13 protein-coding genes and 2 pseudogenes are annotated in these 11,502 nt (G+C 30.9%); 1 reads left to right on the forward strand and 14 read right to left on the reverse strand.

Translation table 11 applies throughout. The features are described from left to right. Nucleotides 1-57: 57 nt before the first annotated feature. From RT714_RS12040 to RT714_RS12050, 3 genes and pseudogenes are all read right to left on the reverse strand, one after another. Entirely contained in the window at nucleotides 58-378 is a 321-nt protein-coding gene (locus RT714_RS12040) for a plasmid mobilization protein (RefSeq protein ID WP_313757907.1), read from the reverse strand. Then, nucleotides 371-1,493 (reverse strand): annotated as a pseudogene (locus RT714_RS12045) (tyrosine-type recombinase/integrase). Before RT714_RS12045 ends, RT714_RS12040 begins: the two are co-directional and overlap by 8 nt. 2 nt (nucleotides 1,494-1,495) lie before the next feature. Further along, the gene (locus RT714_RS12050; RefSeq protein WP_313757909.1) at nucleotides 1,496-1,684 is read right to left on the reverse strand and encodes a DNA-binding protein; all 189 of its coding nucleotides are present in this window, start codon (nucleotides 1,682-1,684) and stop codon (nucleotides 1,496-1,498) included. Nucleotides 1,685-1,898: 214 nt separating this feature from the next. Between RT714_RS12050 and RT714_RS12055 the strand changes: the two genes are divergently transcribed. Then, nucleotides 1,899-2,327, forward strand: a complete 429-nt coding sequence (locus RT714_RS12055; protein WP_313757911.1) for a helix-turn-helix domain-containing protein — start codon at nucleotides 1,899-1,901, stop codon at nucleotides 2,325-2,327. A 337-nt stretch (nucleotides 2,328-2,664) separates the two neighbouring features. On the opposite strand, the gene RT714_RS12060 is transcribed toward RT714_RS12055, so the two are convergent. The 11 genes and pseudogenes from RT714_RS12060 to RT714_RS12110 form a co-directional block, all read right to left on the reverse strand. Then, nucleotides 2,665-2,952 (reverse strand): hypothetical protein, encoded by a 288-nt coding sequence (locus RT714_RS12060; RefSeq protein ID WP_313757912.1) that lies wholly within the window; start codon nucleotides 2,950-2,952, stop codon nucleotides 2,665-2,667. Between the two features lie 13 nt (nucleotides 2,953-2,965). After that, complete coding sequence (locus tag RT714_RS12065) at nucleotides 2,966-3,265, reverse strand: hypothetical protein (protein WP_313757913.1); 300 nt, start codon at nucleotides 3,263-3,265, stop codon at nucleotides 2,966-2,968. 71 nt (nucleotides 3,266-3,336) lie between these two features. After that, nucleotides 3,337-3,738 (reverse strand): hypothetical protein, encoded by a 402-nt coding sequence (locus tag RT714_RS12070; RefSeq protein WP_313757915.1) that lies wholly within the window; start codon nucleotides 3,736-3,738, stop codon nucleotides 3,337-3,339. A gap of 465 nt (nucleotides 3,739-4,203) precedes the next feature. Next, nucleotides 4,204-5,148 (reverse strand): annotated as a pseudogene (gene guaA / locus RT714_RS12075) (glutamine-hydrolyzing GMP synthase); the annotation flags it as partial. A 20-nt stretch (nucleotides 5,149-5,168) separates the two neighbouring features. Further along, nucleotides 5,169-6,620: an IMP dehydrogenase gene (guaB, locus tag RT714_RS12080; RefSeq protein WP_313757917.1), complete on the reverse strand. Its 1,452-nt coding sequence runs from the start codon at nucleotides 6,618-6,620 to the stop codon at nucleotides 5,169-5,171. A 161-nt stretch (nucleotides 6,621-6,781) separates the two neighbouring features. Beyond that, nucleotides 6,782-7,675 (reverse strand): hypothetical protein, encoded by an 894-nt coding sequence (locus RT714_RS12085; RefSeq protein WP_313757918.1) that lies wholly within the window; start codon nucleotides 7,673-7,675, stop codon nucleotides 6,782-6,784. Further along, nucleotides 7,665-8,468 carry a hypothetical protein gene (locus RT714_RS12090; protein WP_313757919.1) on the reverse strand — a complete coding sequence of 268 codons (804 nt, stop codon included), beginning with the start codon at nucleotides 8,466-8,468 and terminating at the stop codon, nucleotides 7,665-7,667. Before RT714_RS12090 ends, RT714_RS12085 begins: the two co-directional genes overlap by 11 nt. Nucleotides 8,469-8,472: 4 nt before the next feature. Then, nucleotides 8,473-8,958, reverse strand: coding sequence for a hypothetical protein (locus RT714_RS12095; protein ID WP_313757921.1), 486 nt, complete (start codon nucleotides 8,956-8,958; stop codon nucleotides 8,473-8,475). Then, a complete protein-coding gene (locus tag RT714_RS12100; protein WP_313757923.1) occupies nucleotides 8,955-9,509 on the reverse strand; it encodes a sigma-70 family RNA polymerase sigma factor in 555 nt (184 codons plus the stop codon). Before RT714_RS12100 ends, RT714_RS12095 begins: the two co-directional genes overlap by 4 nt. Nucleotides 9,510-9,675: 166 nt before the next feature. Further along, nucleotides 9,676-10,182, reverse strand: a complete 507-nt coding sequence (locus RT714_RS12105) for a hypothetical protein (protein ID WP_313757925.1) — start codon at nucleotides 10,180-10,182, stop codon at nucleotides 9,676-9,678. Between the two features lie 242 nt (nucleotides 10,183-10,424). After that, nucleotides 10,425-11,502 (reverse strand): flotillin domain-containing protein (locus RT714_RS12110; protein ID WP_313757927.1); only part of this gene is annotated, 1,078 nt, incomplete at its 5' end.

The following is an 11,502-nucleotide window of genomic DNA, read 5'->3' on the forward strand; positions in this document are numbered from 1 at the left end:
ATGGTAAAATGAATTTGGTAGAAACATTCCATACGGGGTGTGCCTTTGGCCTTTGTGCTAAAGGCTTTTTTCTTTTTTGATTTCATAGTAAATTTCTATTAAGAATCTTAAAATCTCCTGGTCTTCCTCTTCTAATCTTCCATATTTCTTTATAACTTTTGCCAATCTAAATATTTCTAGAGCAAATTTATCTTCAAGTCTATAATCTGCTTTAATGGACACAGGAGGAGATGTTAATGACCTTATAATATAATCTTGCTTAGTAAGACCACTTATTTCTACCTTCCTATCTAATAACTCAGCTTCTTCCTCTGTTGCCCTAAAAGAAATTATCTTATTTCTCTTTCTTTTAACTTGTTTTTTTATTTCCCTACTCATATTCATCCTCCAATAATTTTTTCCATTCATCTTCTAAGCTTTCTTTTCTTAAATTAGATAAGGAAATGGCCATATCATTTTGCTTGCTTGGGAATAAGTGAGCATACCTATAGGTTATATCTATAGATTCATGGCCTAGTCTATCTGCTATGGCTATTGCTGAATAACCTAATTCAATTAACAAAGATACATGGGAATGTCTTAGATCATGTACTCTAATTCTCTTAACTCCAGCTTTTGTACTTCCCCTAGTCATTTCATGATGTAGATAGGACTTGGTAATTGGAAATAATAATTGATCCCTCTTTAGCTTGTATATTCCAGCCATATATTTATCCATTTCTTCTGCCAAAAAGTCTGGCATAACAACTGTCCTGATACTTTTCTTAGTCTTAGGTTCAGTTATAATATTTTCTCCACCTATTCTTTGTAGAGATTGATTTACTCTAATAGTATTGTTAGTAAAATCAAATTTCTCCTTTGTTAAAGCTAGTAATTCCCCTGTTCTTAATCCACACCAATATAAAATTTGAAAAGAATGGAAGGATAAGGGTTTATCCTTAACTTCTTCTATAAATTTGTCATACTCTTTTTTAGTCCAAAACTTCATTTCAGAAGCTTCCTTTTCTCCAATAGATCCAACATCCCTCGCTACATTGGATTTTAGATTATAATATTTACAAGCATGATTTAGGATACTACTTAATTGTGCATGTATTGTTCTTAGATAGGTTTGAGAATATTTTTGGCCCTTACTATTCTCTTCTTTCATTAATTCATTCTGCCATTTTACTATTGCTGTTTTAGATATTTCATTAACTTTAAGACCTCCTATATAGGGAATAACCTTTGTGATTATTATTTGCTCTTTGGTATTCCAAGTGTTTTCCCTTAATCTAGGCCTCATATCTTTTTCGTATACTTGAAAAAAATCCTTAAATGTCATATCAAGATTTCCAGATTGTTCTCTTAAGAAATCTTCCTCCCATTTTAAAGCTTCTTTTTTTTGTTTTGAATCCTCTCTTCTTTTTGTTAATTTTCTCACCACGCCAATTGCTATAGGTAAATTTGGCAAACCATGTGCCATTTCCACTTTCATCTCTATAGGCTCCCACTCCTAGGCCTCCTTTCTTACTTGATAACAGTACTTGTCCAAGAAATATTGTCTATTGATTTTTCCCCTTTGAACCCTGTAGCCTAGTTCAACTAGTTCTTGATTCATTTCATTAATTACTTGATAGGCTGTAGTTCTACTAACTTCTAAAAAATCCTGTACTTCCTTTGCATTCATAAAAATCTTTTCCATACTTATCTCCCCCTTGGAATTCAACAACACACTTTCGTGCTATTAGGTTATATAATATCAGCACATTTCCGTGTTGTCAAGATTGATTTTAAATTATTTTTATTTATCTTTCCTATTACAAGGGATTTCATTGAATTTATAATCGTTCACTTCTGTTGCTATTAATGATATCTTGTGATAAAATAAATTATAATACTAGCGAAAGGGGTTTCCAATGATTTCAGGTGAAAAGCTAAAAAAGTTAAGATTACTTAGAGAATTGACACAGAAAGAATTAGCAATAAAATCAGGGCTTACAGATTCTGCTATAAGAAATTATGAATTAGGTTATAGATCTCCCAATAAAGAGCAATTAATAAAGATAGCAGAGGCTTTAGCTTGTGATGTTTCTTCCTTAATTGACCATACTCCCATTTCTAATTTTGAATTTATGCAAATTCTATTTGATTATGAAGAAGATTTAAAAATAAGACCACTAGTAGAAGGTTCTACAATAGGGCTGCTTTCACACGATATGAATTTAAATGATTTTCTAGTAGAATGGGATGAAATGAGAAAAAAACACTATAACGGTGAAATTACAGATGAAGAGTTTGAGGATTGGAAGTTGTCATATCCTAAGAAGTCTAGATTTAACAAATAATTCTTATATTATAAATCTATAGCTTGATTTTTAACCTATCGATTTCGATAGGGTTAATATATATATAATAAACCGTGTTGGATTGGACACGGTTAAATATGATTTAATTCTAAACTGGTCGATTTCGAACAGTTATAATACAAATCATTTAACAATTACCTGCTATTAAGTAGAGAATTTAATATTAGCTGTATCAAAAAAGCCACCATAGAATCTTCTTCAGATCTTTATGGTGGCTCTATTTGCAGTTCCCTAGAATTGAGCCTATCCATATTATTAAAGTCTTCTAAGGAAATATCCATAATGTTTCAATTATTATAAATTCCTCCCTATTGACTCAAATAGAGCGTATCCACTCATCGTTAAAAATATCTCGGAATTCTTCCATTACATCTTCAAATCGTGTTAACCCTTCCACTTTCAATTTTTTTGAGAAAGCTATTGAGTTGTCTTGTGCCAGTGCAGACCAAAAATACTGTACCATTTTCTCTGCAGTAAGACGACTCATTCTCCCAATAGTTAAATTTACTCCACTCTTAACATTAGCTGGTACCGTTTCTGATGATAAAATAGGATCAAATATCCTCTCATGTAAAAATCTCATTAATTCCTCTTCTTTAGTCATAATATTTCACCTCCTATACCCAACTTAAAGATTTTGGCGTTATTGGTGAAATGCCTTTTGCAATTCTTAAATGCTCAATCCATGTTTTACAGCCTACCATATCTGCCCTGTCCAAATAGTAACCAACATTTGGCCTTGAGCTAATTGATTTCCTATGACTTCTTAAAACACGAATAGCCTCTCTTATTTGATTTTTTGTAGCTCCCATTGGTACTATAATTTCTACAATATCATGAAACTTGATTGCATTGACTCTTCCTAAATGATTATTCATCACTTCAGCAACATATAAGTTTACATCTCTTTGTTTCATCTTCTAAACCTCCTCAATTTTTTATTTTAATCTTCCATATATTCTAATCAATCACAGTTAATGATTATACTTTAAAAAGATAATTTTGCTTCGGGAGTATATTCATTTCCTACAATATCAAGAGGAATACGATCAAGCCAATCTGCTCCCCATTTATCTCGTGTTTCCTCAACAACAAGTTTTCCTGTCTCCGTTAATACTCTTGCTTGTCGATCTGACGAGGCTGCCAATGATGGCTTATTTCCCGAATAATAACCTGCTGTTGAACTAGGACTTTTCCCGTATTTTCTTGCAAATTTAGATATTTCCTCTGGTGTAACAGTCCCTCCTTGTCTATAAATCTCTTCAAGTATGGCGATTTTTCTTACCTCACCAATAGTTGTGGTAATACTTGCATTTTTAGATTCTAGTCGATTAATAAGTGCTGATACCTTTGCCTCAATCTCTTTTAATTCACTTAAAATTGTTTTCATATTTCTATCTCCTTTCAAATCAAAGTCCATTACATAATTCATTCCTTGATATTGTTCATGATATCAAAAATATAAGTTTCTGTCAATCATTATATTTTTCATTGAATGATTCTTTTAATGGTTCTGTTCTATATTTCAATAATACTTAATGACCTATAACTCAATTCATCTTGTATTTTATTCCTTGGCTTTTTATTTTTCTTATACTACATTTCCTAATTTTACAATCTTCTTGGATTTCATAAATTATCTAATAATTGCTTGCTGTTAAACAGAAAACAATAAACACACACACCAAAAAACACCATAGATTCTTATTCAGATCTCTATGGTGTTTCTATTTGTAAGCCAGTCGGCATTATTTATTAAGTTATTCTAAAAAACTTTTTTACCCAATTTCGTTCCAGTCAAGGATTTTTAACCTCTACAAGTATTGGTTTTATCAGTTTTTCTTTTTATTTTTACCTACTCCCACTCAATTGTAGCCGGTGGTTTGTTTGTTATATCATATACCACTCTGTTTACCTGTGGTACTTCATCTGTAATTCTTGTAGAAATCTTCTCTAATAATTCTAATGGCATTGGATACCATTTAGCTTCCATTGCATCCTTAGTAGTTATAGCTCTTAGTCCAATTAAATGTTTATAGGTTCTTTCACCATCTATAACTCCTACTGATTGAATATTAGGTAATACTGCAAAGTATTGCCAAATTTCCTTGTCTAAGCCTGCTTTTTTGATTTCATCTCTATAGATATAGTCTGCATCTCTAAGGATATCTAGTTTCTCCTTAGTTAATTCTCCTAAACATCTAACACCTAACCCTGGTCCTGGGAAAGGCTGCCTACTTACTAACTCTTCTGCAATTCCCAATCCCCTACCTACTTCCCTAACTTCATCTTTATAAAGTTCCTTAAGTGGTTCTATAAGCTCAAAGTTTACATCTTCTGGCAGTCCTCCAACATTATGATGAGATTTTACTGCTAACTTTCCTTCTTTATTCACAGATTCAACTATATCTGGGTAAATTGTCCCTTGGACTAAGAATTCAATACCTTCAAGTTTAGATTGCTCCTCTTCAAAGACTCTAATAAATTCTTCTCCAATTACTTTTCTCTTTTGTTCAGGATCAGTAACTCCCCTTAATTTTCCCAAGAACCTATCTTCAGCATCAACTACTATTAGATTCATATGGAATTTATCCCTAAATACTTTTTCTACTTCTTGTCTTTCATTTTTTCTTAAAAGTCCATGGTCTACAAATACACAAACTAAATTATCTCCTATAGCCTTGTGAACTAATACTGCTGCTACGGAAGAATCTACCCCACCAGATAAAGCGCATAGGGCCTTTTTATTTCCTACCTTATTTTTAATTTCTTCAATTTGTTTATTTATAAATTCTTCTACCTTCAATATATTACCTCCTTTTATCTTCTGCTATAGTTTGGTGACTCCTTTGTAATATGAATATCGTGTGGATGATTTTCTACTAATGATGCCGATGTAATCTTTATAAATCTTGCTTTATCTTGTAATTCTTCAGTGTTTTTAGCTCCAACGTATCCCATTCCTGATTTTAATCCACCAACTAATTGATATACTACATCTCCCAATGGTCCTCTATAATGGATTCTTCCTTCTACACCTTCTGGAACATATTTTTTAGTATCTTCTTGGAAATATCTATCCTTGCTACCTGAATCCATTGCTCCCATAGAACCCATTCCTCTATATTCCTTATATCTTCTTCCCTCATATAAAACTTCTTCACCAGGACTCTCATCAGTTCCAGCAAATAGTGAACCTGCCATTACTACATTGGCTCCAGCTGCTATTGCCTTTGTTATATCACCAGAATACTTAATTCCTCCATCAGCAATAACTGGAATACCATATTCTTTTGCTGCCTTAGCACAGTTGATTACAGCTGTTATTTGTGGTACACCAATACCAGTTACAACCCTGGTAGTACAAATAGAACCAGGTCCTATCCCTACCTTTACAGCATCTGCTCCTGCCTTTATTAAATCTACAGTAGCTTCAGCAGTTGCTACATTTCCAGCAATTACTTGTAAATTTGAATACTCCCTTTTTATTTTGCTTACAGCTTCTAATACTCCTTTAGAATGTCCATGAGCAGTATCAACAACTATAACGTCTACCTTAGACTTAACCAAAGCAGCTACTCTTTCCATCATATCTGCAGTTACTCCAACAGCTGCACCAGCTAATAATCTGCCAGTATGATCTTTTGCTGAATTTGGATATTGGATAGATTTTTCTATATCCTTTATGGTTATCAAGCCTGATAACATAAAATCATCATCTACAAGAGGAAGTTTTTCAATCTTATGCTTCTTCATAATATCTAAAGCTTCATCCATAGATATATCAATCTTTGCAGTAACCAAATTTTTCTTAGTCATTACATCATCTATTTTTTTAGTAGTTTCCTTTTCAAATCTAATATCTCTATTGGTTATAATTCCTACTAGTTTCCCATCTCCATCTGTTATTGGAACTCCAGATATATGATATCTTTCCATTAATTCCAAGGCATCTGATACACTATGATGTGGAGATAAAAAAAACGGATCAGTTATTACACCATGTTCTGATCTTTTTACCTTATCTACCTCTAAAGCTTGCTGTTCTATGGACATATTTTTATGAATTATACCGATACCACCTTCTCTAGCCATAGCTATTGCCATCTTAGATTCAGTTACCGTATCCATTCCAGCACTCATCAAAGGTATGTTTAATTTAATACTTTTTGTCAAATAAGTATTGATATTAGTCTCCTTAGGCAATACTTCAGATTTTCCTGGAAGTAAAAGAACATCATCAAAAGTCAATCCTTCACCTACAAATTCCACTATAAATTCCTCCTTTAGTTTTCTATTAAAACAATCTATTAATTAGTATAACAATATATAAATTAATAATACTTTTTATATCTTAATACTATATTCTAATTTATAAATTCTAAAAAAACAAGTATCATTTTTGATGATAGGCACCAAAAATGATACTTATTTTATATTTCATTTACTTCTACTTCATGAGAATTAAGTATATTTATTATATTATTTCCATTAGCATATACTAATTCTCCTTTATATTTTGGAGATTCTTCATTTCCAAGCTGAACAATATTCCATTTTACATTTCCTTTAAAATTTTCTTCATCATTAATGATAGTTTCTAATTTAATATCTGATTCTTTATTTACTCTTAGTTTTACCCTTCTAATATTATCAACTACAAAATTATTGCTAATACTATCAAGTATTAAATCTAAATCATTACCACCATTTACTTCTACTTTCTTATTATCTGGTATTGTGATACTTAGATTTTTAAGATTATAATTTTCTTTAAAACTTATATATATTATATTATCTGATTTATTTATATTAATATAATCTTCATCTAGTATTTTTTTAGCATTTTCTTCACTAGTTGATGTTATATTAATAGCCCCTGAAGATATTATTTTATTTATCTTATCGGTTCTAACAGTTAAGCTTGAATAATTCTGTCCATTAATAACTATTTTTTCTATACTGTCATCAACCATATATTCTTCAAATGGTAGTTCGTAATTATATGTTTCAGATGATATTTTTGTTTTTATCCAATTCATTGCTCCTATTTCAATAAGACTATAAATACATATATTAATACCTAATACAATCATTACCATAAATACGGAGAAAATATCATATCTTATTACTACCCTTTCTTCTTCCTTTTTTTCTTTAAAACTAAACCAAAGTATTTCTCCCCCTAATAAAATTAATATACTAGGCCAAAACTTAATAGCTAATTCTACAGCTGACAGCTGGTTTATTTGGGCTATAAAAATTAGTATTCCAAATCCAATTAGAACTATTGCCATCGATAAGGTACCCACTCTCTTAGTCTTCATCTTCTTCATCCTCCCTGGTTTCTATATCTGCAACACTTTTATTCTTTTTAAGTATTTTTATCCCTCCAATTATGAATATCAAGGATACTATTCCAGTTTGAATATAATTTTTTATTTGATATAGATTATGGTAATCAAAAATTGTAGCAAGTAACTGACTTAATATGGGATAAAACACCTTTTGTAGTGCAATAAGTCCTCCTATTCCAATAAGTCCTATTCCTATATATTCAGGTTTTATACTAGGTAAAAATTTTACTATATCAATATCTTCTACATCATTTCCAGTTATTGTATGGAAGGCATCGAAAAAAGAATAAAACCAAATCAGCGGCAATAAAAATAATAGAAAACTTAAATTCAACCACCCCATAAAAAATATGGTAAAGAAAAATCCACCCATCAATACCAATCCCTTTTTCTGATACCCTAAATACATATGACCTGCTCCTGGTATCATAGATAAAGCTAAAGTAATAATCTTTTTGTTGTAATTCTTTGTTTCTTCTAGATTGCAAGTATCTTGGACTTGTGAGTTGTTTTTATATCTTATGGTATTGACTATAGAGAACGCATCTATCAATGCAACTAACCAAATAACTGGAGTTCCTGCAACTGCTATTATAAGTGGTGTGTCGCTGCCTGACAAAATACATAATCCTAATGAACTTGCACATATCATTCCAAATATAATTAGATAGATAAATCCTCTGTCTGCATATCCCAAGTAAAAATGAGATAATCCAGGTATAAATGACAATAAAAATGTAATAAATCTACTTTTTTGTTTCATATTATTAATCCTCCTTAATTTTTCTAAATTGAAAATCATTTATAAACATAGAAGTTTTATTTGTTATTTCCCGTGAGAAATCATATATCTTACTAGTCTCAAATCCACCTTTTCCAATAGATGTACTTGCTGCAATCTGTGGTACAGTGTCTATCATTTTACTGAAAAACCCTCCTGCTGTTAAGATAACAGCTACGGATGCTACTGCTACATAATATATGAAAAAATCATTAGGCATTTTTTTACTTATAGGTTTTTTTACTGGTTTTCTTATAGGTGTAATGTTCTCTATCTTATATAGAATCTTTTCTGTAAAATCCTCTGGAATAAAACCTTCTGCATTTTCCATATCCTTTTCATCTATAAGAGAAAGAAAAATTTCCATACATTCATCACATGCAATTAGATGTTCTTCCATTTTTCCATGGATTTCATCATCAAGAAGATTATTTTTATATAAAACCCATTCTACATAATCATAATGTTTCATAATCTCTCACTCCATTTCTCTCTTAACATATTTCTTCCCCGATATAATCTTGATGCTATGGTTTTAACAGTAGTACCTTCTTCCACAGCAATTTCTTCATAAGATTTTCCTTGTAAATAAAATTTTATTATGGTTTCTTCATATATAGAGGGAATAGATTTACATAGTCTAGATATCTCTTCTTTCTTTTCCTTTTCTATTAAAATTTCTTCAGGAGTATGACTATGACTAAATTTGAGATTATCTATTAAATCCTCACTGTCCTCCATTACTTCTTCCTTAAATTTACTTTTCTTTTTTCTAATCCAATCTATAGATTTATTTGATGCAATTCTGCCAATCCAAGCTTTAAAATTATTAGATTCATAGTTTGAAAGAGAGAGATAAATCTGTAAGAAAACTTCTTGAGCTACATTTTCCACTTCGTCATAATCTTTAATAAAATTAAGAATAATTGCAAATACATAATTTTTATATAAATTAATTATTTGAGCAAAGGAATCTTCATCTCCTTCTAATGCCCTTTTTATCAATATTGATTCATTTATCATATCTCTCCTCCTTCCCTTCATTAATTATAACGTAAATAAAAATTAAAATACTGCAAAACTATGAAAGTTTTAAATCTTAGATAAGAATTAATATATTAAATTGAAAAAACTGCCAATATGTTTTTTTATATCAGCAGTTCTTAGAATGTAAATTTAAAAATAATTATTAATAAATATATGATTGCTTTAAACTATAACTCTGTAACTTTCCTTCATATACAAGATTTAACTCACCACATTCTCTAAAATCTCTAGGAGATGTTAGCGCTGTATGTTTATCAATTAACTTTATCCCACTTTTCCTAAGTAAAGACGATACAAACTGAGAACAAAAATAATTATATTTTCTTTCTATAGGATAATTCACCATAACCCCTATTAATCCAATTAAATTATATCCATATTTCTCTCCATCTCTTTTAAATTTCTGTAGTTCCTTCATCAACTTTTTATATTGCAAATTATTAATTTCTAAGGAATATAAAGCACACATAGTTTCTGGAAATCTAGCATAAGTTCCATTTACTACATCTTCCTTTACAAAACCTGCTAATATTGGATTTCTAGGTCTTAACCTTCCAAAACTATATAATTCCTTCAATTCTTCATCAAAGGCTATGGATACATGTGTATATGGTTCTTTTGTATAAACATTAATGCATTTTGAAAGCAATGATCCACTATGGGTTAATAAAATATAAATTGTATGTTTTTTTATAAAAATGCACCTCCATTCTAAAACGTGATTATTTCCTTCTATTCATACTACATCGTTTTTATAATTATTTCAATAGCATTTTATTGTATTTAATCCTAATAAATAGAACGAAAGAAAAAAAATTATTACTGCAAAAGAACCAAGCTTGAAATAAAATTCACTTCATTCTTGGCTCTCTTTATAATAATCTCTCTTATTTAATTGTCTGCAAGTGCTTCTTCCTTACTTTCTAGTGATTCATCTATATTTTTATTTTCATTCGGCAAAATATTATTCTCTTTATTTGTAAAAGCAGTTATAATATCTGTTAAATCTATCCCAGTTATATCCTTAACAGTTTGAAAACCATTTGCTGTAACATCAGTGATTAACTTTGTAAGTTTTGATGCACCTTCTCTACCACCATTATCTATTATAGTTATCTTATCTACTTGCTCCATTGGCTTAGCCACTTCTGCCATTATTTCTGGTAATTTATCTACTACTAATTCTACTATAGCCGCATCTCCATATTTAGCCATAGCCTCTGCCAATCTATCCTTAGACTCAGCTTCAGCTATACCTTTTGCTTTAATTGCTTCAGCTTCAGCTATGCCTTTTGCTTTTATGGCCTCTGCCTCTGCTATAGCTGCAATCTTTAAGGCATCTGCTTCTGCAACTGCCTTAATCTTTATAGCCTCTGCCTGGGCTTCTGCTTGTCTTATGGATCTTATTTTATCTGCTTCAGCATTTACTTCTGTTTCATATTTCTTTGCATCTGCTGGTTTCTTTATTTCAGCTACGAGTCTTTCTTCCACTACTGTAGCATTCTTCTTAGCTAAAGCTGCTTGTTGTTCTGCCACCAAGGACTCATTTTCAATTTCTTTCAATTTATATGCCACGTCAGCATCTGCTTTTGCTCTATCCTGTTCTGCCCTATAACTTTCTACCTTTATTGATTTATCTCTTTGGCTTTCTGCTATTTCCGTTTCAGCCAATAGCTTAGCTCTCTCTCCTTCCCTTACTGCATTTGCAGTACGTATCTCTGTATCTCTTTTTCTTTCAGCTGTAGCAATATCTGCATCTGCTTTTGCAGAAGCTATTTGAGGTATAGCTCTGTTCTCCAAATAACTTCCCTGAGTAGATATTCTAAGGATAGAATATGATATAAGTAACAGACCCATAGAATGTAGTTCTTCTCTAATGTCATCTTCTATTCTTTGCTCAAATGCTGCTCTATCCTCATTTATTTGCTCTACAGTAAGAGTTGATATTATTCCCCTTAGCTTACCTTCT

The organism is Tissierella sp. (genome assembly GCF_032104385.1).
GTDB lineage: Bacteria > Bacillota > Clostridia > Tissierellales > Tissierellaceae > Tissierella.

What these genes read in the sequence shown, in the direction of transcription:
- RT714_RS12040 (WP_313757907.1), bottom strand. Translation starts at nt 378, where the DNA reads ATGAGTAGGGAAATAAAAAAACAAGTTAAAAGAAAGAGAAATAAGATA.
- RT714_RS12050 (WP_313757909.1), bottom strand. Translation starts at nt 1,684, where the DNA reads ATGGAAAAGATTTTTATGAATGCAAAGGAAGTACAGGATTTTTTAGAA.
- RT714_RS12055 (WP_313757911.1), top strand. Translation starts at nt 1,899, where the DNA reads ATGATTTCAGGTGAAAAGCTAAAAAAGTTAAGATTACTTAGAGAATTG.
- RT714_RS12060 (WP_313757912.1), bottom strand. Translation starts at nt 2,952, where the DNA reads ATGACTAAAGAAGAGGAATTAATGAGATTTTTACATGAGAGGATATTT.
- RT714_RS12065 (WP_313757913.1), bottom strand. Translation starts at nt 3,265, where the DNA reads ATGAAACAAAGAGATGTAAACTTATATGTTGCTGAAGTGATGAATAAT.
- RT714_RS12070 (WP_313757915.1), bottom strand. Translation starts at nt 3,738, where the DNA reads ATGAAAACAATTTTAAGTGAATTAAAAGAGATTGAGGCAAAGGTATCA.
- RT714_RS12085 (WP_313757918.1), bottom strand. Translation starts at nt 7,675, where the DNA reads ATGAAGACTAAGAGAGTGGGTACCTTATCGATGGCAATAGTTCTAATT.
- RT714_RS12090 (WP_313757919.1), bottom strand. Translation starts at nt 8,468, where the DNA reads ATGAAACAAAAAAGTAGATTTATTACATTTTTATTGTCATTTATACCT.
- RT714_RS12095 (WP_313757921.1), bottom strand. Translation starts at nt 8,958, where the DNA reads ATGAAACATTATGATTATGTAGAATGGGTTTTATATAAAAATAATCTT.
- RT714_RS12100 (WP_313757923.1), bottom strand. Translation starts at nt 9,509, where the DNA reads ATGATAAATGAATCAATATTGATAAAAAGGGCATTAGAAGGAGATGAA.